Below are 23,197 nucleotides of genomic sequence, written 5' to 3'. Positions count from 1 at the left end.
TGACATGAGGACGCGCTGGCTGTTCGCCGACCAGCTGGGGCCGCACTTCCTCGACGACCCCGCCCAGCCGGTCCTGCTGATCGAGTCGAAGGCCGTCTTCCGGCGGCGCGCCTTCCACCGGCAGAAGGCCCACCTTGTGCTCTCCGCGCTGCGGCACCGGGCGCGGGACGACAACGTGCGGCTGGTACGCGCGGAGACGTACGCCGAAGGGATCGACCGGCCGCTGACGGTGTGCCATCCCACCTCCCGTGCCGCCCGCGGCCTGGTCCGGCGGTTGCCGGACGTGGAGATGCTGCCGCCGCGCGGCTTCGTCACCGCCCCGCCGGATTTCACCGCGTGGGCCGGCGGCCGTGACCATCTGCGGATGGAGGACTTCTACCGGCACGCCCGGCGCCTGCACGGCGTGCTGATGGACGGCGGCGAACCGGCCGGTGGCCGCTGGAACCTCGACACGGACAACCGGCAACCGCCGCCGCGTGGTGCCGAGCGTCTGGACGTCCCGGCACCGCCGGAGATCGTCGAGGACGAGATCGACGACGAGGTACGCGCGGAACTGGACCGCTGGCAGCACGACGACGGCATCGAGTTCGTCGGCAACGACGGTCCCCGCCTGTTCCCGGCGACCCGGCAGGAGGCCCTGGCCCGCCTGCACCACTTCGTCGAGCACCGGCTGCCGATGTTCGGTCCCTACGAGGACGCGATGCTCGCCGGCGACCCGTGGATGGCGCACAGCATGCTGAGCCCGGCGATCAATCTCGGCCTGCTCGACCCGGCGGAAGTCATCGAGGAGGCGGAGCACGCCTACCGTTCCGGGGCGGCACCGCTGGCCGGGGTGGAGGGCTTCATCCGGCAGATCCTCGGCTGGCGCGACTTCGTCTGGCACCTGTACTGGTACTTCGAGCCCCGCTACCGCGCCGTCAACGAGTTGCGGGCCCGTACCGAACTACCGCAGTGGTTCGCCGACCTGAACGCCGACGCGGTCGAGGCCCGGTGCCTGTCCGACGTGCTCGCCGGGGTCCGCGACCGCGGCTGGGTGCACCACATCCCGCGGCTCATGGTGCTCGGCAACTACGCGATGCAGCGCGGCTGGCGGCCGGGGGCGGTGTCCGACTGGTTCCACCGCTGCTTCGTCGACGGATACGAGTGGGTGATGACGGCCAACGTGGTCGGCATGAGCCAGTACGCCGACGGCGGCCGGATGAGCAGCAAGCCGTACGCGGCGGGCGGCGCCTACGTGCACCGGATGAGCGACTACTGCGGCGGCTGCCGGTACGACCCGAAGGTCCGCGCCGGGGACGACGCGTGCCCGTACACCGCCGGGTACTGGAGCTTCCTGGCGCGTCACGAGGCCGAGCTGGCCGGCAACCACCGGATGGCCCAGCCACTGCGCGGGTTGCGGCGCCTCACCGACCTCGACGCCCTGCTGGAGCAGGAGAAGGCACGCGGCTCGCGCGCCCCGTGACCGGGACTCAGCCGGTGAAGGTCAGCGATTGACGCCCCGCGCGGCCGCGGCGGCGTCCCGGACGGCCGGCGCCAGCGCGTCCGCGATGACGGCGTAACCGGCGCTGGACGGGTGGAACCGGTCGGCACTGAACAGCGCCGGGTCGGCGCCGAACGCCACCGACGTGACGGCACCGATGTCGGCGATCCGGGCGCCGGCCGCGCTCGCCGCCCGGATCTGCTCCTGGCGCATCGTGTGGCTGCCGGTGCTCACGAGCAGCCGCATCTGCGGCGGCACCCACGGCACCACGCTCAGGTCGGGTGCGGGCGCCACCACGACCTCGGCTCCGGCGGCACGGAGCCCGCGGACGGCGTCGCCGAGCAGCATGGCCGCCTGGCGCGGCGGCACCAGGTGGGTGATGTCGTTCGCCCCGATGATCACCAGTGCGAGGTCCGGCGCGGTGGCGGTGGCCCGGCTGACCTGGGCGGCCAGGCCACGGCTGTCGGCACCCGGTACGGCGAAGACGTGCAGGTCGACGGTGTGCCCGTCGCGGGTCAGGCCGGCGGTCAGCCGCGCACCGATGGTGTCGGTCTGCCGCGCCGCGCCCTGCCCGTACGCGATGGAGTCCCCGAGGACAGCGAAGGCAAGAGTCACACCGGAATCAACGCCGGCCCGGACACGCGACTTCCGCACCGCCGTGGTGGCGGGCGTCACGAGGACCGGCGTAGCACCGCGGGACGAGAATGAGCCCATGACCGTCCCCGCGGAGATCGCCGCCAGCAAGCAGATCAACCTCATCACCTACCGCAAGGACGGCACCCCGGTGCCGACGCCGGTGTGGCACGTGGCCGAGGGCAACACCGTGACGACGGTGTCCGCCGCCGACGCCTGGAAGGTCAAACGGATCCGTCGCAACCCCCGCGTCGAGGTGGTCGCCTGCGACATCCGCGGCAAGGTCGCCCCGGGTGCCCGCGCTGTCCCGGGCACGGCCACGCTGCTGCCCGAATCCGCGACCGACACCGCCCGCCGCCTGCTGGAACGCCGTTACATCACCGCCCGCATCGGCGGCGGGCTCTCCCGGCTGCTGCACCTGAGGCGCCCGGCCGGCGTCGGTATCGTCGTCACCCTCGACGAGGCCGCGTAACCATCAGTTCCCGCGTTGCCAGTCGCGGCGCGCCTCGGCCGCGGCCAGCAGTGCCCGTACCACCGGCAGCGCCTTCTCGCCCGCCTCCCGGCCGGCTTCCTCGAACTCCGGGATCCGGTTGAGCTCCCAGAACGCGTAGGCGTCGACCTCGGGCTTCAGCACCAGGTCGGCGTCCTCCTCGATCGCGTCCCGGCCGCCCGGCTGCAGTGTGCTGACCGCCACCAGGATGTGCAGCACGGTGGTGGGCGGCCGGCGCGGCAGCGGGCCGGACACGTCCACGGCGATCACGATGTCGGCGCCCATCCGCCGGGTCAGGGCCGCGGGCACCATGGTGACCAGTCCCCCGTCGACGAGCAGGTGCCCGTCTCGTTCCACCGGTGAGAACACCCCGGGGATGGCGGCGCTCGCCAGGATCGCGCTGGCCACCGGCCCGGAGCGCATCACGACCTCCCGGCCGGTGGTCAGGTCGCAGGCCACCGCCGCGAACGGGATCGGCAGGTCCTCGAACTCCACGCCGCCCAGTGCGGTCTCCAGGAACAGGCCGAGTTTCGACGTCTCGAACAGGGCCTTGCGCGTCCGTCCGGGTCGTACGAGCCGTGCCCAGCGCAGGGTCTGCGCCACCTTGGCGATCTCCGAGGGACTCATGCCACTGGCGTAGAGCGCACCGACCAGCGCACCGGCACTGGTCCCGGTGATGATCGCGGGTGGCAGGCCGGCCCGGTCGAGGACGTCGAGAACGCCGATGTGAGCCGCGCCGCGCACCGCGCCGCCGCCGAGAGCAAGGCCGATCCGGATCGGCGGGCTGTCAATGTCCACGGCATTCAGGCTACGGCCACCACCACGGTCGTACGCTTTTACGTAATTACGTTATAGTGGATTAGTGAGCGACACCGACCGCCTCGACGCGCTGGAACGGCGCGTGGCCGAGCTCGAGAAGCAGGCCGCCCGGCCCATCCCGGCAGCGCTTCCCGATCCGGACCTGTTCTGGGCGCTGCAGGGCCTGCTCGAACGCGTCGACGCCCCCGGCGCGGCCATGATCACCGGCCATGTGACGCTGCCCGACGGCCGCGCCGCCCGCTGGCAGGAGAGTGCCGGCACCGCCGACCTGCTCGACGACGACTGGTCACAGCACGTCGCGGCACTGGCCGCCCTCGCCCATCCGGTGCGGATCCGGCTGCTGCGGCACGTGCTGAACGGCGCCTGCACCGCCCAGGACCTGACCCGCATCGACGGCATGGGCACCAGCGGTCAGGTCTACCACCACCTGCGGCAGCTCGTCGCGGCCGGCTGGCTGCACACCATCGGCGGCGGCCGCTACGAGGTGCCGGTCGCTCGCATCGTCCCCCTGCTCACCACGATTATGGGAGCCCGCAAATGAAGCGTGCCATCGCCCGCTGGCAGACCTGGTGGCTGCGACTGTTCCTCATCACCATCCTGGCGATGACCGCCCTGTCCGTGCCGTGGCCCCTCGACTACCTGGCCATGACGGCACCGCTGGCGCTCGCTGTGGTACGCCCGCCGAGGTCCGGCAAGGCCCCGGTCGAGCTCGCCGCACCGGTGCGGGGCCGGTGGATCGCCATCAACGCACCGGGCACCGCCGTTCCCAGCCACGGCGTCAAGGCCTACGGGCAGGCGTACGCCGTCGACCTGCTCCAGCCGTCCGCCGACGCGCCGGCGTCCATCGGCTGGTCGTGGCGGACCCGCGCGCCGGAGTCGTTCGCCTGCTTCGGCGCACCCGTACTGGCCATGGCCGACGGTACGGTCGTGCGGGTCACCGACTCCTGGCGCGACCACCGCAGCCGCGACACCTGGCCGCCGCTGATCTGGATGATGACGGTCGAGGCGTTCGCCCGTGAGCTGGCCGGCGCCTCCGCCATCCTCGGCAACCATGTCATCGTCCGGCACGACGACGACACCTACTCGGTCTACGCCCACCTGCGCCGCGGTTCCACGAAGGTACGGGCCGGCGACCGGGTCAGCACCGGGCAGCAGCTGGCCGAGGTCGGCAACAGCGGCAACACCTCCGAACCGCACCTGCACGTCCAGCTCATGGACCACCCGATCCCGACCGCGGCCGCCGGTCTCCCGATGCTCTGGCCGGACGTGACCGCCGACCCGGCCGACCGGAATCCGCGCTGGTCCACCGGCGACCCGAAGCCGTCCGCGCTGCCCGGCTTCCCGCAGAACGGCCAGCTGTTCGAAGCGACCGACCCGGCGCAGGTTCGATAAACCGGACGGTACCTGTCAGGTTTTGCCGCGAGCATCGGCGCCATGACGACGAAACCACTGACCGGCAGGGTCGCCCTCGTAGCGGGGGCGACCCGCGGCGCCGGACGGCAGATCGCGGTGCAGCTCGGTGCCGCCGGCGCCACCGTGTACGCCACCGGCCGCAGCACCCGTGCCGCCCGCTCCGACATGAACCGCCCGGAAACCATCGAGGAGACCGCCGAACTGGTCACCGAGGCCGGCGGCACCGGCGTCGCGGTCGCCGTCGACCACCTCGACCACGCCCAGGTCGCATCCCTGGTCCAGCGCATCGACGCCGAACAGGGCCGGCTGGACGTGCTGGTCAACGACGTGTGGGGTGGCGACCCGCTGACCACCTGGCACAAGCCGATCTGGGAGCAGCCGCTGGAACCGGGTCTGCGGCTGCTGCGCCAGGCCATCGACACGCACATCATCACCAGCCATTTCGCGCTGCCGCTGCTGATTCGCCGGCCGGGCGGCCTGGTCGTGGAGATCGGTGACGGCACCACCGCCTACAACGCGGTCAACTACCGGCTGTCGGCGTTCTACGATCTGGCGAAGTGGTCGGTGAACCGGCTGGCGTTCGCCTGGTCGGCCGAGCTGGCCGGACACGGCGCGACCGCGGTCGCTCTCACGCCGGGGTGGCTGCGTTCGGAGATGATGCTGGAGCACTACGGCGTCACCGAGCAGAACTGGCGCGACGCCTGCGCGAAGGAGCCGCACTTCGCGATCTCCGAGACTCCCGCCTACGTGGGACGCGCGGTCGCCGCTCTCGCCGCGGACGACGACCGGGCCCGATGGAACGGCAAGTCGGTGTCCAGCGGTGAACTGGCGCGGGTCTACGGGTTCACCGATGTCGACGGCAGCCGGCCGGACGCGTGGCGCTACCTCGTCGAGGTCCAGGATCCCGGCAAGCCGGCCGACGTCACCGGTTACCGGTAGAGCTCGCCCAGGCGGCGCGCGGCGTCGGCGAGACGGGCACGCAGGTCCGGCGGCTCCAGCACTTCGGCCTCCGGTCCCAACCGGATGACGTACGTGTAGGCGACGTCGATCGACTCCACCGGCAACCGGGTCCGTACCCAGCCGTCCGGGTCCGGTTCGCCGGCCGCTTCCACGGCCTCCCGGACGGCGTACGGCTCGGCGACGAACCCCAGCATGCGCACACCGTGCGGGCTCAGCCGCAACGTGATCGTCTCGCGCAGCATCTGGCGCACAAACTCGGCCGCCCGCCCGGCCCAGAACGACGGGAGGTCGAAGTCCGGATCCCGGTCGAAGCCATGGCCGGACGGTTCGACGGCGACGATCCGGTCGACCCGGTACGACCGGAGCGACTCCCCTACCCTGCCCACCAGGTACCAGGTGCCGTTCTTGAGGACGAGTCCGTACGGTTCGACCGTGCGGGTCACCTCCTCCTGCCGCCGGTAGCGCATGGTCAGAACCCGGTCCTGCCACACCGCCCGGGCCAGTTCGGCGAGCACCGGCGGCGGTTCGGTGTCGGCGAACCAGCCCGGCGCGTCGAGGTGGAACCGCTGCCCGGCCCGCTCGGTGGCGTCCCGTAGTCCGGGCGGCAGCGCGGCGAGCACCTTGCGGCGCACTGCCCGGACCGGTTCGCCGAGGCCCATGTCGCGGGCCGGCCCGGGCAGCCCGGCCAGGAACAGCGCCTCCGCCTCACTGCGGCTCAGCCCGGTCAGCCGGGTCCGGTACCCGCCGACCAGCCGGTAGCCACCGGCGCGGCCCTGCTCGGCGTAGACCGGCACCCCGGCCGCCGACAGGGCGAGCACGTCGCGGTAGACGGTCCGCTCGGACACCTCCAGCTCGGCGGAGAGTTCGGCGGCGGTCATCATGCCGCGCGACTGCAACAGCAGCACGAGGTTGATCAGCCGGGCGGCACGCACGTACCGATTCTCCCGTCTTTCCGGGCTTGATCTCGCGCAGGGGACGGCGGGCGCCGCGCTTGGACGACATCAGACATCATCGAGGCGTGGACGACCTTCTGATCAATCTGCTGGCGAGCATCATCGCCGGTACGGCCGTGTGGCTGGCCGGTCTCCTGGTACGCCGGCGCAAGCTGGGCCGTGAACGTGCCTTCTTCGGTCTCACCGCCGGTACGAGCTGCCTCATGGTGGTGTCGCGGCACGCCTCGTCACCGAGCGAGTTCAGCGTCCACCGCCGCGACGTCGCGGCGCTGGTCGAACTGGCGACCATCGCCCGGGAATGCGGGGCACACGCTGACCGGGTCGGCGAGAGCCAGCCGACCGGAGAGATCGGCCGGCTGACCGAATTCTGCGTCGGCGGTCCGGGCGGGGCCAACCCGCGCGGCGCCACGCACGTACGAACCATCCTGCGCGGTGTCCGGTACGAGGTATGCGAGGAGGAGAAACGGCGGCTGTCGTTCACCGTCGGCGGCACCGCTTACACGCAGAGCCCGGAGACCAGCTACGTCCTGCTCGCCCGGTTCTGGGGCCCGGCCGGCGGGCACCCGGTGTTCCTCCTCGGCGGCCTGAGCGCGGGCAGCAACCTCGCCGCCGCCCGCTACCTGGCCGCGCACCACGTCGCGCTGCACCAGAAATACGGCGCGGACCGGCCGTTCGCGCTGGTACTGCGGATCGTCGAGCCGGCCGCCTACGGCACCGATTTCACCGAGCTGGTCGCGGACGTGTCCGACGTCGCGTTCCAGCCCGTCGCACAGCCGGTACCCGGGTAGCCGAAGAGAGATCATCGACCGAGGTCAACTTGCCGTACAGCAAGGAAAAGGAACTCCGGACGGCTCAGATTTCCGGGGGGCGCGCCGACGTGTCGGTACGAACCGCCCTCCGGAAGGACCACCCCGACGTGCCGCAACCAACATCACCAGGGCGCCACCGCAGCCTGCTGGCCGCCACCGCGATCATCGTGGTGTTCGGCGGCGTGTGGCTGGCGGCCGGGCTGGTCCACGTCTGGGCGCATCCGGTGGTGGGCTGGCTTCCGCTGCCGGTGAGCGCGGCGCTGGCCGGGCACGCGTGCTGGTCGGTCAGCCGGCGCACCGACCTGGATCCGGGCACCCGCCGGTTCTGGCGGCACCTGACCATTGCGTGCGGGCTGTTCGCGCTGGGCATCGCCGCGAACGCGGCCGACGCCGTCGGCGGCGCCGCGCCGTCGCAGCGGGTCGGACCGGTCGCCCTCGCCCTCTACCTCGGCGTCCTCGGCACGGTGCTGTGGGCGCTGCTGCGACTGCCGTCGTGGCAGCGCAGCCGCGCCGACTGGATCCGGTTCGGCGCCGACGCGGGCATCGTCCTGCTGACCGTCGGCACGCTGATCTGGCATTTCTCGCTGCGCAACCACCAGCAGTGGGTCACCCAGACCGGGACCGCCGGTCCGATGCTGGCCACCAGTGTCGTCGCCTGCCTGTCGATGGCGACGTTCGTCAAGGTCGCCTTCGCCGGAGCGGGACGCCTCGACCGGCGCGCCATCTACATCCTGGCCACCGGCAGCGCGGTCAGCAGCGCACTCGGCAGTCTGTCACCGTTCCTGATCGACCGGCCGTACCTGTCCACCAGTCTCATCGCCGTCCCGGTGGCGGCGTTCAGCATCCACCTGGCAGCCGTCAGCCAGCAGCTCGCCGGCAACCGGGATCCGCAGCGGCGGCGGCCCCGGCAGCGGATCAGCCTGGTGCCGTACCTGGCGATCGCCGTCACCGATGCCCTCCTGCTGGGTACCGACATCGCCGATCCGGTCCAGGCTCACACGATGGAGGTCGGTCGTGGTGGCCCTCACCGCCTTCGTCGTCCTCCGGCAGATCCTCGCTCTGCGTGACAACCAGCGTCTGCTCGGCACCGTCGACGGGCAACTCTCCCAGCTGCGTGAATACCAGGACCGGCTCACCCACCAGGCCACCCACGACAGCCTCACCGGTGCCGGCAACCGGGCTCTGTTCGAGCAGCACACGCAGCAGCTGCTCACCGACGGCGAGACCTTCCACGTCGCCCTGCTCGACCTCGACGATTTCAAGGCGGTCAACGACCGGCTCGGCCACCGCGTGGGCGACCAGCTGATCCAGGAGACCAGCCGACGGCTGGCCCGCACCCTCGGCGGCAACGGCCTGCTCACCCGCCTCGGCGGCGACGAGTTCGCCGTCGTCGTACGGTCGGCCGACGACCTGCCGATCCTACTCGAACAGCTGCTCGCCGCGGTGGAACAGCCCGCGGAACTCGACGGCGCGACCCTGCGCACCGCCGCCAGCCTCGGCGTCACCGGTGCCCGGCCCGGTGACGACCCGGCTGAGCTGCTGCGCCGCGCCGACGTCGCGATGTACGCCGCCAAGGGCACCGGCGGCAGCCGCTGGCAGTGGTTCGACGCGGGTATGGACATGGCCGCCGCCGACACCGCCCGTCTGGCCGCCGACCTCCGCACGGCCCTGCGCGACGACCAGTTCTTCCTGCTCTTCCAGCCGATCGTCAGCCTGCCCGGCGGCACGGCGACCGGTGTGGAGGCGCTGCTGCGCTGGCAGCATCCCGAACGGGGACTGGTGCCGCCCGACGTCTTCATCCCGGTCGCTGAACGCATCGGTGTGATCAGCGAACTGGGTGCCTGGGTCTTCGCGCAGGCCTGCCGGCAGAGCGCCGCCTGGTCCGCCCGCTACGGTGCCGCCGCGCCGACCCGGATCAGCGTGAACGTCTCGGCCCGGCAACTGGCCGACCCCGGCTTCGTCGACACGGTCGCCGACATCCTGCAGACCACCGGCGCCGACACCCGACGCCTGCTGATCGAGGTCACCGAGACCGCCGTCCTCAACGCCGACACCGCCGTCGAGCAGCTGCACCGGCTCAAGACCCTCGGTCTGCGTATCGCCCTCGACGATTTCGGCACCGGCCACTCGTCGCTCAGCCTGCTGCTCACCTGCCCGGTCGACGTCCTCAAGGTCGACAAGTCCTTCGTCAGCGGCGACACCGCCGGCCGGGCCGGAGCCATCATCGTCAAGAACATCATCGGCTTCACCACGGACTTCGGCATCGACGCCGTCGCGGAGGGCGTGGAGACCGCCGAACAGGCCGAGCACCTGCACGGGGTCGGCTACCGGCTGGCTCAGGGGTACCACTTCGGTCGCCCGATGACGGCTGAGGCGTACGAGGACCGGTACATCGATCAGCCCGCACTGGCACGCTCGGGCGGCGCGGTCTGACGGCGCGGTTCGACGACACGGTCTGATGGCACACACGCCACGCTCAGGCCGCGCGGTGCTACCGCCGGCCAGCGGCGAACCGTCCGGTGGCCGGAAATTCACTCCCGGCGGGACAGGCCGGGGTGCGTAGATCCGGGGACGCTGGGTATCGCAAGCCGTGCCGGCCGGCTTGCTCCTCCGGCCGGCTTGCCAGCGACCCGAAGGGACCCGATCCGCGATGAACTCCGCCGTGAGCACTGCCGTGAGGACCGCACTGCCTGTCGTGACCAGCGCGGCCACCGCCTACGTCATGCGCAAGACCCGCCTGCCGGCCATGGCCACCCCGGTGGTCAGCCTGGTGGTCGGGGGCGCTGTCGCCAAGCTCGCCCAGCGCATCCGCTGAGCGCCGGCCATCGCTGACGCGGCTCCGGCCCTGGCGCGGGCCCGGCATGCCGAGTCCTGTGGGCCCGGGTCCGACGGCCCGGGCCTCCGTGCACCACGGCCCAGGCCCGCCCGTACCACGGCCCGGCGCCGCTCTCACCCCGACCCGGCGCCCCCTTGATCACGGACCAGAGCCGCTTTCACCTTTGCCCGGCGTCGCCTTCACGTCTGCCCGGCGCCACCCTCACCACGGCCTGGAGCCACGTTCACCTCTAACCGGGGCCGCCTTCGCCTCGACCCGGAGCCGCTTTCACCTCCACCCGGCGCGACCTTCACCACGGCTCGGGGCTACGGCGAAGCGGCGCCGAGGAGCAATGATTCCGACGGCGAACGGGCATGATCGGGCAGGTTCCCAGCCGGCTCGTGGAGGAGGACATCAGTGGATCTCGGCATTGCGGGGCGTACCGCTCTGATCGTCGGCGGCAGTGGCCTGATCGGCCGGGCGGTCGCCGCCGCGCTGGTCCGCGAGAAGGTCCGGGTGGTGCTGGCCGCGCGTTCGGCGGACAAACTCGAGAAGGCAGCCGCCGAACTCGGCGGCGACGTAGCCACGATCACCCTGGACACCCGCGACGCGACCTCGGTGACCGCCGCCATCGGCCGGCTGATCGCGGCCGAGGGTGCCGTCGACATCCTGGTCAATGCCGCCGCGCCGCCGGCACACACCCTCGATCCGGCCAAGGACCAGGATCCGGGGCAGGTGCTGGAGGCGTTCGACGCGAAGACGGTCGGCTATCTGCGTGTCGTCGGCGCGGTGCTGCCGTTCATGCGCCGGGCCGGTTTCGGGCGCGTCGTCAACATCAGCGGCCAGAACGCGTTCCTGAGCCGCTCGGTGACCGGCGCCGTCCGCAACGCCGCCGTGATCGTCGCGTCGAAGGCCCTGGCCGACTCGGTCGCCGGGACCGGGGTCACGGTCAACGTCGTCAATCCGGGTACGGTCACCGCGACACCGGACCCGGCCCCGCGCGCGGGTGCACCCGGCGACTCCACACCCGAGCAGGTCGCCGCGCTCGTCACGTTCCTGGTCTCGGCCCAGGCCGCGGCGATCTCCGGCGAGTCCATCGCGGTGGGGCACCGGGTGCTCGGCGTGCAGTGATCCGGCCGGTGCGACCGGCCGTCGGGGGGCCACCGGCGGACCGCGGTGACCGGCGCACGATGGCCGGCGCGACGCGGCGAGCAGCCGGGACGCGCGGCGAGCAGTCGGGATGCGGCGAGCAGCGGACCGGGCTGCGGCGAACAGCGGGCCGCGATGAGCAGTGAAATGCGATGAGGCAGCGGCAAGTCAGTGGCCGGCGTCGCCGGGCGCCCGGCTCGAAGGCGTCGTCAGACCGGGCGGGCCTCGGCGAGGCGCTTCACCGAGTAGTCGTCGTCCCAGCAGACGGCGGCCTCCCACGCGGCTGACGCCTGCGCGGCGATGTCGTACGCGGTGTCCTCGAGGCCGGCGGCATTGCCGGGCAGTACGAGATCGAGGTCGGGGACGTCGGCGTGTGACTCGTCCCAGTCGATCAGCCCTACGCGGTCCGCGGTCATGCGGATGTTGCCGGGGTTGGGGTCGCCGTGGACGACGGATGTCGGGCGTCCGGCGAGCCGGGCCCACGCGGCTCGGCATCGGGCCACACCCTCGGCGGGCATCGCGCCCAGATCGATCTTCGTCCCGGACTCGGCGTGCAGAAGGTCGACGGACGACCGCCAGCCCGGTCGCTGTGGCCAGTCTTGCGTCAGCCGATGCAGCAGCCGCAGCGTAGCGGCTACGCGGCGCCAGTCGTCCCGCGTCTCGGGCGGTCCGCCGTCCAGGTAGGTCATGACCACCAGACCGCCGGCGAACAGCCGTCCGTCCGTGGCCGGGATCGGCGCCGGCACGGCCAGACCCGCGCGGTCGAGGTACTGCAGGAGCTCGGTCTCCCACGCCAGATCCGCGTCGCTCCTGGTACCGAGACGGCCGACGGCGAGGCGCCCGCCGACGCGGACACTCCATACGTCGTTGGCGACTCCACCGGCAAGGGGTTCGATGCGGGTGGAGTCCTCACCCCAGTACCGAAGTGCCTCCCATCCCACCGGCCCATCCTACGGTTGCGCACTTCCGGGCGGGGCGAGCCGAAGCCCGTCCGCCTGTGGCGGGCGGAGTCCTGCGCCCACCACGAACGTGCGGCGAGGCGGAGGCCGGCACCCCATGACAGGCGGTCCGGCGGGGATGGCCGGGCCACGCCGCGGCCCGGCCATCCCCGCGGGGCAGGCGACGGATCAGATCTTGCCCCAGATCTGGTTGGCAGTACCCGCGCAGTCCCAGAGCTGCAGAACCGCGCCGTTGGAGCCGACCCAGTCCTTGATGTCGACGCAGCGGCCGGAGGAGACGTTCAGCAGAGTCCGGGCGGAGGTGAGGGTGAATCGCTGGACCGGGTTGGTGTTGCAGTCGGTCAGCTGGATCGGGGTGCCGTTGGTGAGGGCACCGCCGGCCGGATCCATGCACTTGCCCATCGCGCGCAGCGTGCCGTCGGGTTGGAACGTCCACTTCTGGGCGTCGGTGCCGTTGCAGTCCCAGGTCTGCAGGCGGGAGCCGGCGTTCGGCACGCCGCCGGGGATGTCGATGCAGCGGCCGCTGAAGTTGGACTGTAGCATCGTCGCGCCGGTCGCCGGCGGTGTGGTCGGCGGGTTGGTGGGCGGTGTGCCGGCGTCGCAGTCGTTGGTGGTGACGACGTTGTCGGCATGCGTGGTGCCGGCCGAGCGGTACGCGTTGATCGCGGCCGACGCCTGTGCGGGGCTGAGCACCTGCTTCTTGGCGTGGTAGACGTAGTCGACGGACTGGAGCCAGGTGCTGGCGCCGCCGGTGTGCCCGGCCAGGTCGATGAACCACTGGTTGAAGTCGATCGACATGTTCTGCCGGGGGTAGACCTTGCCGGAGTGGTCGCCGACGAGGGCGCCGTCGATGTAGTACTTCACGTGGCCGCCGGAGACGGTGGCCATCACGTCGTGCCAGCCGGCGATGCTGCGGGACTGTTTGCTGTGCACATTGTCGGCGAACCACGGGTCGGCGACGTACGTGTACCAGGTGGTCTGGTAGTTGATCGGGCCCGGCTCGCCCCAGCCGCCGTTGGGCAGGTATTCGGAGAAGTCCATCTCGGAGTAGAGCGGATCGCGCGGGGCGGCCAGCGGGGAGATCGTGTAGAAGGTCTGGTTCACATGGTCGCCGTCCGCGCCGCTGACCGGGGTGTCGGCGAACTTGATCCGGGCGAAGTAGGTGCCCTCGAAGAAGCGGCGGTTGCTCTGCGAGAACTCCGCGTGCGAGGTGCCGGCCGCGGTGCCGTCGGTGACGGCACGCAGCTGGACGGCCTTCTGCCCGTCGACGGTCGGGAAGGACACGTTGTCGGCGAGCCAGCGGGCACCGCTCACGCCGGGGCCGCCGGCGCTGGTACGGACGCTCCACCCCCGCTGGCCGAGCGCCGGGTCGGTGCGCGAGGAGTAGTTGAAGTCGTCGAACAGCACGCCACAGCTGACGGCGGCACTGCCGGTCGGGGCGGCCGCGATGCCGATACCGGTGAGGGCCGCCACGGTCGCGGCCATGGTCGTACCGATGGCGATCTTGCGTATCGGGGTCTGACCCATGGGGGTGGGCTCCTTACTTCAGCGGTGACCAGTGGTATGGCAAGCAACCGTGGGCCATACCAGTGGTAAACGTCAATACCCATCCCGAAACTTTCTTAACAGTGCAATCCGCGGGGGTCGACAGGGTGTGCCTCGAACCGCGAGACTGCTCCGGCGGACCACTGGACAATGCGGACCACGGGGCGATGCTGACCACGGGGCGATGCTGACCACAGGCATTGCTGACCACTGGGCGATGGGGACGGTATGCGGCGCGCTGAAGTTCGGGACAGACTCCGGGAGTTGATCGACGCGCGGGCGCCCGGCGACCCGATGCCGTCGGAGCGCATGCTGTCCGAACTGCTGCGGGCCTCCCGGCCGACCGTGCGGGCCGCCATCGACGACCTGGCCCGCACCGGCCTGCTCGTGCGCCAGCACGGACGCGGCACCTTCACCAGCCCTCACAAGATCTCCCAGGAGGTTCCGTCCGGCTTCGGGGAACCGGTTCCGCCGGCCGACGGCGACTGGACGAGCGAGGTCCTCGACTTCCGCACCGAACCGGCCGGCGCCCGGCTCGGCCGGCGGTTGCAGGTCTCCCCCGCCGACACCCTGCTGTACGTGCGCCGGCTGCGGATCGTCGACGGCGAGCCGATGGCCATCGAACAGATCCGGCTGCCGGCCGGCCTGGTGCCCGGCATCGCCGCCGGGGACTTCGTGGCCGGCTCGCTCTACCGGCGGCTGCGGGAACACCACGGGGTGAACCCGGCCGAGGCGGTGCAGACCGTGGAGCCGACGGTCACCGATACCGACGAGTCCGGGCTGCTCGGCGTCCCGCTGCATTCACCGGCCCTGCTGTTCGAGCGCACCACCCGCGACGACGGCGGGCGGATCGTCGAGTTCACCCGGTCCGTCTACCGCGGCGACCGCTACCGGATCACCAGTCACCTCCGGCTCGGGCCGGACTCCGGCTGACCGAGAAGGTCCATGCACCGCTGCGGGTCCTCGACGTGGGCGTTGTGGCCGAGCCCGGCCAGCGTGCTCACCCGTACGCCGGGGAATGTGATCTGGTCGTCGGTGTTCATGGGGTCGTTCTCGCCGCGTGCCAGCACCACCGGTGACAGTGAGCGGTCCACCAGGCCGGCCATGTCCGGGGCACCCACCCCGAAGGCGCGCGGATCGAGCGCGAGCCGCCACCGGCCGCCCTCCTCGCGGACGCCGTCGCGCGCCGCCTCGTCCTCCGGCGCGACCAGACCGGCCAGCCCGGAGACCCGCAGGTGCCGGGTGATCGCCTCGGCCTCCGCGTCGAACCAGGTCACCGGCCGCCGGGCCAGCGCCCCCGCCCGGTCGAGTTCCGCACCGGTCCAGGCGACCTTGATGCCCAGCCCGACCACCCCGGCGAGCGGCACCTGCCCGGCCAGGGTCAAGGCCAGCACGCCGCCGAGCGAGTGGCCCAGCACCACGGTCCGGCCGTCCGGGTCGACCAGCGGGCGCACCGCGTCGGCCAGGGCCTGGAACGTGTAGCCGGCCAGTTCCGCCGACCCGCCGTGCCCCGGAAGGTCCGGCGCCACCCAGCGGCCGGGCCACCGCCGCGCGAGGACGGATTCCCAGCCGGACCACACGGCGCCGGTCGCGCCGAGGCCGTGCAGCAGCAGAAGCAGCGGGCCGTCCGCGCCGCCCTCACGTACCCGAAGACCGTTTTTCATGCCCGGAGTCTGTCATTCGCGCGTGGTCGTTAGGTTCCAGAGGGCCATCGGTCACCACGGAAGGAACGCTATGAAAATAGCCATTGTCGGCGCCGGTTTCGCCGGTTTGAGCTCGGCCAAGGTGCTGCGGCAGAGCGGCTTCGACGTGACCGTGTTCGAACAGGCGCCGGACGTGGGCGGGGTGTGGAGCCGCACGCGCCGTTACCCCGGGCTGCGTACGCAGAACGACAAGGGCACCTACCGTCTCAGCGACCTGCCGATGCCCGCGCACTTCCCGCAGTGGCCGACCGGCGAACAGGTCCAGCAGTATCTCGAACGGTACGTGGAGAGGTTCGCGCTCGGCAGCGTCCTGCGCCTGTCCACCGAAGTGGTCTCGGCCGAACTGGCCGACGACGAGTCGGCGTGGCTGATCGCGTCCCGGCCCACCGGCGGGCCGGAGCCGGTGACCCGTGAGCGGTTCGACCACCTGGTCGTGGCCAACGGCATCTTCAGCGACCCGGCCGTGCCGTCCTTCGCCGGTCTGGACGATTTCACCGCGGCCGGTGGGCGGGTCCTGCCGGCGAGCGGGTTCCACGACGTGGAGACGGCCCGGGACCGCAACGTGCTGATCGTCGGGTACGGCAAGTCGTCCTGCGACGTGGCCGTGCCGGTCAGCGAGATCGCCGCCCGGACGGCTGTCGTGGCCCGTCAGCTGCTGTGGAAGATGCCCCGCAGGATCGGTGGCCTGCTCAACTACAAGTACCTGCTGCTCACCCGGATGGGCGAGGCACTGTTCCGGTACATCGGCCTGAAGGGTTTCGAGCGGTTCCTGCACGGTCCCGGCCGTAGTGTCCGCGACGCCATGGTGCAGAGCGTCGGCTCGGTCGCGACCAGGCAGTTCAAACTCGCCGAGCTCGGCCTGGTGCCGGACGGCAGCTTCGAGGACATCGCCCGCAGCACCGTGGGCCTGGCGACCGAGGGCTTCTTCGAGCGGGTCGCCGACGGACGGATCACCGTGCACCGCGACCAGGTGATCAGTGAACTGGTGACCGAGGGCGGGCAGCCGGCCGCCCGGCTGGCGGACGGGACGGTTCTGCCGGCCGACCTGATCATCTGCGGCACCGGGTTCCGGCAGCACGTGCCGTTCCTCGACCCGGCCGTGCACGCGCGGCTCGAGGACGGGGCGGGCAACTTCCAGCTGTACCGGCACATCCTCCCCCTCGACGTACCGCACCTCACCTTCGCCGGGTACAACTCGTCGTTCTTCAGCCCGCTCAGCGCGGAGATGGCCGCGGTCTGGACGGCCGCCCACCTGCGCGGTGGCCTCACCCTGCCGCCGGAGGAGAAGATGCGCGAGGACGTACGGGCACGCCTGGCGTGGATGACGCGGCGCACCGACGGCCGGCACGCCCGCGGCACCAACATCATCCCGTTCTCGATGCACAACGTCGACGAGGTCCTCGACGAGCTCGGTCTCAACGTCGGCGGTCCGACCCGCGCCCTGCAGTGGCTGCTGCCGGTCGACCCGGGTTCGTACCGGACGGTGACGCCACGGATGCTGCAGCGCACCGCGGCGGCGGGCACGCCCGATCGGTCAGGAATCGAGAAGCCCTCCCCGGCCGCCCGAAACTAGCCTGACCAGCGACAACAGCGCCTCGTGAGGGAGAGCAACGATGAACGGGAACAGGTGGGTACGGCAGCTTCACCGCTGGCTGGCCGTCGTCTTCACGATCACGGTCGTGGCCACCACGGTGGCCCTGGCACAGCGGGACCCGATCCTCTGGGTGTCCTACCTGCCGCTGTTCCCGCTTGCCCTGCTCTTCTTCACCGGGCTGTACCTGTTCGCGCTGCCGTACCTCGCCAAGCGCCGAACGTGACGGCCGTCACACTGGATCTTGAGCAACCGATCGGGCATCCCGGACCACATCTGTTCGTCAATCCCCAAGCGCGACCACCCCCCGGGCGCGCGACGAATTCAGGTGACCGAGATGAAACGATCTACCGCACTGCAGCTCTCCGCCGTCGCCGGTGTGGCGGCGGTGGGCGCCGCGGTCGCCCTGGGCCTGCCGCAGGAGAACGCGTCGGCCGCGACCAACGTCGCCACCGGCTACGCGAGCGAGAACGGCGGCACCAGCGGCGGCGCGGGCGGCGCCACGGTCCGGGCGACCACCGGCACCCAGATCCATGAGGCGCTGTGCAAGCGGGCGGCGGCCGACACCCCGATCACCATCGAGGTCGAGGGCACGATCAACCACGGCAACACGACCAAGGTGTCGGGCGCGAGCTGCAACACCGCCGCGGACCGGATCGAGCTCAAGGAGATCAAGAACGTCACGATCGTCGGTGCCGGCAGCGGCGCCACGTTCGACCAGCTGGGCATCCACATCCGCGACTCGAGCAACATCGTGGTCCGCAACGTGACGGTGAAGAACGTCAAGAAGTCGGGTTCGCCGCTGTCCAACGGCGGCGACGCGATCAGCATGGAGAGCACGGTCCGCAATGTCTGGGTGGACCACACCACGCTCGAGGCGTCCGGCGGCGAGTCCGAGGGCTTCGACGGCTTGTTCGACATGAAGGACGACACCCAATTCGTCACGCTGTCGTACAGCATCCTGCGCAACTCGGGCCGTGGCGGCCTGATCGGCTCCAGCGAGACCGACACCGGCAACAGCTTCATCACGTTCCACCACAACAAGTACGAGAACCTCGATTCCCGTACGCCGTTGCTGCGCGGCGGGGTGGCGCACATGTTCAACAACCACTACGTCAAGCTGAACGAGTCGGGCATCAACTCCCGCGCCGGGGCGAAGGCGAAGGTGGACAACAACTACTTCCAGGACTCCAAAGACGTCCTCGGCACCTTCTACACCAGCGCGGCCGGCACCTGGCACACCTCCGGCAACGTGCTCGACAACGTGACCTGGTCGGCGGCGGGCAGCGAGTACAAACCGGCCGGACCGAGCATGACGTCCACCACCAGCGTCACCGTTCCGTACGCGTTCACCGTCGACACCGCGGCCTGCGTACCGACCGTCGTGGCCCGGACGGCGGGTGCCGGCACCGGCCTGAAGGTGTCCGACGGCAAGTGCGCGGTGACGTCCACGCCGACGGCCAACCCCACCACCAGCGCCACCAAGACCCCGACCGCCGCGCCCACCACGTCGCCGACCGCCGCACCGACGGCCTCGGCGACCGCTGCGCCCGCCGCGCCCGCCGGCACGAACCTCAGCCTCGGTGCGGGCACCGACGGTTCCAGCAAGGCGAGCGGCACCAGCTACGGCAACGTCCGTGACGGCAGGACGGGCACCTTCTGGTCGCCCAGCGGCGCGACCGGCGACATCTCGATCAAGTGGGGTACCGCCGTCAAGGTCTCCAGGGTCGTCATCGTCCCGGCGGCCGGTTCGTCGATCGGCGCGTACCAGCTCGTCAACGGCACGACCGGGGCGGTGCTCAAGTCGGGCACCGGGGCGGGTGCGATCAGCATCCCGGCGACCTCGCTGACCAAGCTCACCCTCAGGATCACAAGCTCTTCGGGTACGCCCAAGGTCGCCGAGTTCGAGACCTACGCCTCCTGATTCCGGCAGGGCGGGCCGGACGCGCTCCGGCCCGCTCGCCGATTCGCGGCTTTTACGAAGAATATCCCCTGACTGAACGGGTAATGGTTCCCCGGCAATGGTGCGGTCGGTGACCGCATCGGACCGGACCAGCGGGGCGGGGGGCCGTTGAGCACGATTCTGGTGGTCGACGACGAGCCGGACCTGCGCTTCCTGCTCCGCCGGATCCTCACCCGGGCCGGATATCAGGTGGCCGAGGCCGGCAACGGTGCCGTCGCGCTCGAGGAGGTCCGCAGAGTCCGGCCCGACCTCGTGGTGACCGACATGATGATGCCGGTGATGGCCGGCCCGGAGCTCATCCAGCGGCTGCGGGCGGATCCCTGCACCGCCTCCATCCCGATCCTCTCGGTCAGCTCCGACTGGCAGCTCGCGGTCGATGCCGACGCCGCCCTCGGCAAACCGTACGAGCGTGCCGAACTGCTCGAGATCGCCGAACGGCTGCTCAAAGAAGGACGTGACGGCCAGTGAGAAATGTGGCGACCGGCCTGGCGGATCTCGACCTCATCCTCGGCGGCGGCCTGCAGCAGGGGTCGGTGGTGGTCGTGTCCGGGCCGCCCGGCACCGGCAAGACGATCCTGGCCCAGCAGATCTGCTTCACCGTCGCCACCCCCGAGCACAAGGCGACCTACTACACCACCCTGTCCGAGCCGCACGCCAAGCTGGTGGACCACCTGAGCGGCTTCACCTTCTTCGACCCCGCGGCGCTGGGCTCCCGCGTCGAATACGTGCATCTGGGCGACATGCTGCGCGGCAAGAACGTCACCGACCTCGAGCCGCTTATCAACGAGGTGGTACGCAAGTCCCTCGACGACGAGCCGGCGATCGTGGTCATCGACAGCACCCTGATGCTGCGTGACTTCGTCAGCGACCGGACCCTGCGCGCCGCGCTGTACGACCTGAGCAGCAAGGTCGCGCACAGCGGCGCCGTCCTGCTGCTCCTGGGCGAGTACACCGACGACGATCTGCTGACCGGCGTCGAGTCCTCGCTGGCCGACGGTATCCTGCTGCTGTCGCACCAGATCCGCGAACCGGTCGACCGGCGCGGGCTGCGGGTGCTCAAGATGCGTGGCAGCGCGCCACTGGGCGGCACCCACACCCTGCACATCACCGACGACGGCATCCAGGTCTACCCGCGGATCGAATCGTTCCTGCCGACCGATATGCCGGGCCGGGGCAAACGGATCCGCTCCGGCATCCCGGGTCTCGATCCGCTGATGGGCGGCGGGATCCCCGACGCCGACGCCACCGTCGTGCTCGGCCCCACCGGCGTCGGCAAGACCATCGGTTGCCTGGGCTTCCTTGCCGAAGGGCTCGCCCGGGGGCATCGGTGTCTCTACGTCACCTTCCAGGACACCGCCGAGGAACTCCAGGAGATGGCCGCCCGGTTCGGATGGGACTTCCGGGCCGCCCGGGAAAGCGGCCAGCTGGTCATCGCCCATGTCCCGGTCGGCGCTCTCGACCTGGATCTCGACGTCCTCGCCTCGATGATCCGGCACAATCTCGCCGACGGGTCGATCCGGCGGGTCACCATCGACAGCCTGGCGGAGATGGCCATGGCCGCCCGCGAGGCGGAACGCTTCCCGGCGTACCTGCGCAGCATGCTCGGTGTGGTCCGCGCCGCCGGTGCGTCGCTCTGGGTCACCAGCGAGACCCGGATGGCCGGCCCGGTCGAGGAGCCGCTCACCGGCCTGATGTACCTGTTCCACAACATCATCCAGCTGCGCTTCATCGAGCACTGCGCCGAGATCGGCCGGATCGTGAGCGTGACGAAGATGCGCAACAGCAGCCACGACCACGGCATGTACGCCTGCCACATCGACGACACCGGCGGCCTGACCGTCGGCGACCGTTTCCAGCGGGTCACCGGCATGCTGGGCTGGAGTGTGCTACGGGACTGCCCGCCGCTGCCGGATCAGGACGGCTGACCGCCGCCAGGCGGCACGCGTACGGGTGACTGACCGGGTGGAGTGCCGCCGGCCTGTGTCACGGTTGCCCGGTGAGCCAACGGGTCCTGAACGATCGATACGAACTGCGCTCGCTGCTGGGTCGTGGGGGCACGGCCGAGGTGTGGCTCGGTCTCGACAGGTGGCTCGGACGGACCGTGGCGGTCAAGCTCCTGCACGAGGACCTGCGCGCCGACGCGTCGCTGGCGGCCCGGTTCGAGCGTGAGGCCCATACCGTCGCGGGTCTGTCCCACCCGAACATCGTGGCCGTCCATGACGTCGGGCAGCGGGCATGCCCGCCGGGCGCCCGGAGCGAACGCGGGTGAGATCCGGCGGCGATCGGCCCACCGGGCTCCGGGCGATCCGGCCGGCGGGCGATCCCGTCCGGCAGAATGCCCCCGCGCTGACCGGCCGCCCCGAAATCGGCTCTGTATAACGCCACTCATATCTGTTGTGCGATATGGGAATGGGATTGGCGCACGAATATCGTCGCGGATGGCGCGCAGCCGACCGCATTGTATTGACGCGAATCGAACTGATGTTTAGCGTTCAGGCACGCACGCCGGCGCGCGCCCCACCCCTGCACGCGCCGGCTCCTCCGTGTGAAAGGGCGTTGACCATGCTCCGAGGAGTACGTCGCACGATGCTGGCCGCCACCGCTCTCCTACTACTGGCACTCGCGGGACCACCGGCCACGGCGCACGACCCGGACACTCCGGAGGGCAAGGCCGAGCAGGCCGAACTGCTGCGCATCTACCAGCCCACCTGGAAGAGCGGGGAGAAGATAGCCGCGGCCGCACCGATCGCCTGCATCAACGGCAAGGCCGACAAGTACCCGTGCAAGAACGTCGAACTGCTCAGCTTCCTGCCGCAGTCGGCGCTCGGTGGCGGCGGGTCGTCGAGCATGTGGTACTGGACCGACACCCGCGACAGCAACCAGTACATCCTGTACTGCCGCTCGAACGGTGTCTCGTTCATCAACGTCACCGACCCGGGCAACCCGAGATACCTCGGTAACCTGCCGTCCTCCAACGGTGTCAGCTCGTCCTGGTGCGACGTCCGCACGTACCGCAATTACGCGTACATCGGCAAGGATTCGGTCTCGCACGGCATTCAGGTGTTCGACCTCAACAAATTGCGCGGCGTGACCAGCACCCAGACGTTCACCGCGGACGCCCGCTTCACCGGGCTGACCAACAGCCACACCCTGTGGATCAACCAGACCACCGGATTCCTGTACGTGTCCGGCGCGAACACGTGCAGCAGGGGCTTGACCATCTACGACATCAAGACGCCGCTGAGCCTGAAACTGGCGGCCTGCTACAGCCGTGAGGTCTACTCGCACGAGTCGGTCGTGGTGAACTACGCCGGCCCGGACACCCGGTTCACCGGCCGGGAGATCGCGTTCAACTACACCGGTCAGGGCAAGCGGTTCCAGATCCTCGACGTCACCGACAAAGCGAACATCAGGGTGCTGTCGAGCGTCACGCACCCCGGCGCGAGCTTCATCCACCAGGGCTTCGCCACCAGCGACTACAAGCACATGATCGTCAACGACGAGACGATCAGCACCGCCGGCGGCAGCCCCGACTTCGTCTACAACATCGAGAGGCTCGACGCCGCACGGTACGTGGGCAAGGACGTCGCCACGCGCGGCACCTTCGTCAACCACAACGGCTACACCGTCGGCAACCGGCACTTCCAGGCCTCCTACCGTGGTGGCCTGCGCATCCTCGACACCACCAGCGTGGCCACGGCCAAACTGCCCGAGGTCGGCTACTTCGATGTCGACCCGGCCTCCAACGCCAGCGGCTACAGCGGCAGCTGGATGGCACTGCCGTACCTGAAGGACGGCGTCGTCGCCGTCCAGAGCATCGGTGTCGGGCTGTTCCTGGTGCGGCCCACCGGCGCGGCGGCAGTCAGCTGAGCACCCCACCGACCGGCCACGCGCCCCCCCCGCACGAGGGCGCGG

24 protein-coding genes are annotated in these 23,197 nt (G+C 70.7%); 18 read left to right on the top strand and 6 right to left on the bottom strand.

Annotated elements, in window-relative coordinates; genetic code table 11:
- Window positions 1-4: 4 nt before the first annotated feature.
- Window positions 5-1,462: a cryptochrome/photolyase family protein gene (locus tag AB0G04_RS37375; protein ID WP_360993130.1), complete on the top strand. Its 1,458-nt coding sequence runs from the start codon at window positions 5-7 to the stop codon at window positions 1,460-1,462.
- A gap of 21 nt (window positions 1,463-1,483) precedes the next feature.
- Here AB0G04_RS37375 and AB0G04_RS37370 read toward each other — a convergent pair whose 3' ends face one another.
- On the bottom strand, window positions 1,484-2,095 hold the full coding sequence (locus AB0G04_RS37370) for an SGNH/GDSL hydrolase family protein (RefSeq protein ID WP_360993128.1): 612 nt from the start codon (window positions 2,093-2,095) through the stop codon (window positions 1,484-1,486).
- Window positions 2,096-2,192: 97 nt separating this feature from the next.
- Here AB0G04_RS37370 and AB0G04_RS37365 point away from each other — a divergent pair, with 97 nt between their 5' ends.
- A complete protein-coding gene (locus AB0G04_RS37365; RefSeq protein ID WP_360993125.1) occupies window positions 2,193-2,585 on the top strand; it encodes a PPOX class F420-dependent oxidoreductase in 393 nt (130 codons plus the stop codon).
- A gap of 3 nt (window positions 2,586-2,588) precedes the next feature.
- Here the strand turns inward: AB0G04_RS37365 and AB0G04_RS37360 are convergent, their stop codons facing one another.
- Window positions 2,589-3,401, bottom strand: a complete 813-nt coding sequence (locus tag AB0G04_RS37360) for a patatin-like phospholipase family protein (protein ID WP_360993123.1) — start codon at window positions 3,399-3,401, stop codon at window positions 2,589-2,591.
- Between the two features lie 64 nt (window positions 3,402-3,465).
- Here AB0G04_RS37360 and AB0G04_RS37355 point away from each other — a divergent pair, with 64 nt between their 5' ends.
- Genes AB0G04_RS37355 through AB0G04_RS37345 form a run of 3 tightly spaced genes read left to right on the top strand, consistent with a single transcriptional unit; the run spans window position 3,466 to window position 5,774 of the window.
- Entirely contained in the window at window positions 3,466-3,963 is a 498-nt protein-coding gene (locus AB0G04_RS37355) for a winged helix-turn-helix domain-containing protein (RefSeq protein ID WP_360993120.1), read from the top strand.
- On the top strand, window positions 3,960-4,814 hold the full coding sequence (locus AB0G04_RS37350) for a M23 family metallopeptidase (RefSeq protein ID WP_360993118.1): 855 nt from the start codon (window positions 3,960-3,962) through the stop codon (window positions 4,812-4,814). The genes AB0G04_RS37355 and AB0G04_RS37350 overlap by 4 nt, the downstream gene beginning before the upstream one ends.
- Before the next feature lie 42 nt (window positions 4,815-4,856).
- Window positions 4,857-5,774, top strand: a complete 918-nt coding sequence (locus AB0G04_RS37345) for an SDR family oxidoreductase (RefSeq protein ID WP_360993115.1) — start codon at window positions 4,857-4,859, stop codon at window positions 5,772-5,774.
- On the opposite strand, the gene AB0G04_RS37340 is transcribed toward AB0G04_RS37345, so the two are convergent.
- Complete coding sequence (locus AB0G04_RS37340) at window positions 5,765-6,727, bottom strand: YafY family protein (protein ID WP_360993112.1); 963 nt, start codon at window positions 6,725-6,727, stop codon at window positions 5,765-5,767. The two genes, AB0G04_RS37345 and AB0G04_RS37340, sit on opposite strands and share 10 nt — an antisense overlap.
- Window positions 6,728-6,813: 86 nt before the next feature.
- Here AB0G04_RS37340 and AB0G04_RS37335 point away from each other — a divergent pair, with 86 nt between their 5' ends.
- From AB0G04_RS37335 to AB0G04_RS37315, 5 genes are all read left to right on the top strand, one after another.
- Window positions 6,814-7,536 carry a hypothetical protein gene (locus AB0G04_RS37335; RefSeq protein WP_360993110.1) on the top strand — a complete coding sequence of 241 codons (723 nt, stop codon included), beginning with the start codon at window positions 6,814-6,816 and terminating at the stop codon, window positions 7,534-7,536.
- A 128-nt stretch (window positions 7,537-7,664) separates the two neighbouring features.
- A complete protein-coding gene (locus tag AB0G04_RS37330) occupies window positions 7,665-8,624 on the top strand; it encodes a hypothetical protein (protein ID WP_360993108.1) in 960 nt (319 codons plus the stop codon).
- Window positions 8,572-9,990 (top strand): bifunctional diguanylate cyclase/phosphodiesterase, encoded by a 1,419-nt coding sequence (locus AB0G04_RS37325; protein WP_360993106.1) that lies wholly within the window; start codon window positions 8,572-8,574, stop codon window positions 9,988-9,990. Before AB0G04_RS37330 ends, AB0G04_RS37325 begins: the two co-directional genes overlap by 53 nt.
- 229 nt (window positions 9,991-10,219) lie before the next feature.
- The gene (locus AB0G04_RS37320; RefSeq protein WP_360993103.1) at window positions 10,220-10,372 is read left to right on the top strand and encodes a hypothetical protein; all 153 of its coding nucleotides are present in this window, start codon (window positions 10,220-10,222) and stop codon (window positions 10,370-10,372) included.
- A gap of 417 nt (window positions 10,373-10,789) precedes the next feature.
- Window positions 10,790-11,503, top strand: coding sequence for an SDR family NAD(P)-dependent oxidoreductase (locus AB0G04_RS37315; protein ID WP_360993100.1), 714 nt, complete (start codon window positions 10,790-10,792; stop codon window positions 11,501-11,503).
- A gap of 227 nt (window positions 11,504-11,730) precedes the next feature.
- Here AB0G04_RS37315 and AB0G04_RS37310 read toward each other — a convergent pair whose 3' ends face one another.
- Together AB0G04_RS37310 and AB0G04_RS37305 are read right to left on the bottom strand one after the other, a co-directional pair.
- A complete protein-coding gene (locus AB0G04_RS37310) occupies window positions 11,731-12,462 on the bottom strand; it encodes a phosphotransferase (protein WP_360993097.1) in 732 nt (243 codons plus the stop codon).
- 186 nt (window positions 12,463-12,648) lie between these two features.
- On the bottom strand, window positions 12,649-14,007 hold the full coding sequence (locus AB0G04_RS37305; protein WP_360993095.1) for an RICIN domain-containing protein: 1,359 nt from the start codon (window positions 14,005-14,007) through the stop codon (window positions 12,649-12,651).
- 246 nt (window positions 14,008-14,253) lie between these two features.
- Here AB0G04_RS37305 and AB0G04_RS37300 point away from each other — a divergent pair, with 246 nt between their 5' ends.
- Entirely contained in the window at window positions 14,254-14,958 is a 705-nt protein-coding gene (locus AB0G04_RS37300; protein WP_360993092.1) for a GntR family transcriptional regulator, read from the top strand.
- On the opposite strand, the gene AB0G04_RS37295 is transcribed toward AB0G04_RS37300, so the two are convergent.
- The gene (locus AB0G04_RS37295) at window positions 14,928-15,689 is read right to left on the bottom strand and encodes an alpha/beta fold hydrolase (RefSeq protein WP_360993090.1); all 762 of its coding nucleotides are present in this window, start codon (window positions 15,687-15,689) and stop codon (window positions 14,928-14,930) included. The two genes, AB0G04_RS37300 and AB0G04_RS37295, sit on opposite strands and share 31 nt — an antisense overlap.
- A gap of 70 nt (window positions 15,690-15,759) precedes the next feature.
- Between AB0G04_RS37295 and AB0G04_RS37290 the strand changes: the two genes are divergently transcribed.
- From AB0G04_RS37290 to AB0G04_RS37260, 7 genes are all read left to right on the top strand, one after another.
- A complete protein-coding gene (locus AB0G04_RS37290; RefSeq protein ID WP_360993088.1) occupies window positions 15,760-17,301 on the top strand; it encodes an NAD(P)/FAD-dependent oxidoreductase in 1,542 nt (513 codons plus the stop codon).
- 40 nt (window positions 17,302-17,341) lie between these two features.
- Window positions 17,342-17,545, top strand: coding sequence for a hypothetical protein (locus AB0G04_RS37285; RefSeq protein WP_360993085.1), 204 nt, complete (start codon window positions 17,342-17,344; stop codon window positions 17,543-17,545).
- Window positions 17,546-17,656: 111 nt separating this feature from the next.
- A complete protein-coding gene (locus tag AB0G04_RS37280) occupies window positions 17,657-19,243 on the top strand; it encodes a pectate lyase (RefSeq protein WP_360993082.1) in 1,587 nt (528 codons plus the stop codon).
- Between the two features lie 147 nt (window positions 19,244-19,390).
- Complete coding sequence (locus AB0G04_RS37275) at window positions 19,391-19,750, top strand: response regulator (RefSeq protein WP_360993079.1); 360 nt, start codon at window positions 19,391-19,393, stop codon at window positions 19,748-19,750.
- On the top strand, window positions 19,747-21,207 hold the full coding sequence (locus AB0G04_RS37270) for an ATPase domain-containing protein (protein ID WP_360993077.1): 1,461 nt from the start codon (window positions 19,747-19,749) through the stop codon (window positions 21,205-21,207). The genes AB0G04_RS37275 and AB0G04_RS37270 overlap by 4 nt, the downstream gene beginning before the upstream one ends.
- 71 nt (window positions 21,208-21,278) lie before the next feature.
- A complete protein-coding gene (locus AB0G04_RS37265; protein WP_360993074.1) occupies window positions 21,279-21,551 on the top strand; it encodes a hypothetical protein in 273 nt (90 codons plus the stop codon).
- Between the two features lie 317 nt (window positions 21,552-21,868).
- Entirely contained in the window at window positions 21,869-23,152 is a 1,284-nt protein-coding gene (locus AB0G04_RS37260; RefSeq protein WP_360993072.1) for a choice-of-anchor B family protein, read from the top strand.
- Window positions 23,153-23,197: the final 45 nt, after the last annotated feature.

The sequence above is a fragment of the Actinoplanes sp. NPDC023801 genome, assembly GCF_040639655.1.
Lineage (GTDB): Bacteria > Actinomycetota > Actinomycetes > Mycobacteriales > Micromonosporaceae > Actinoplanes.
Note: the sequence above shows the minus strand (reverse complement) of the source record. Positions and strands in the feature narration are given on the sequence as shown.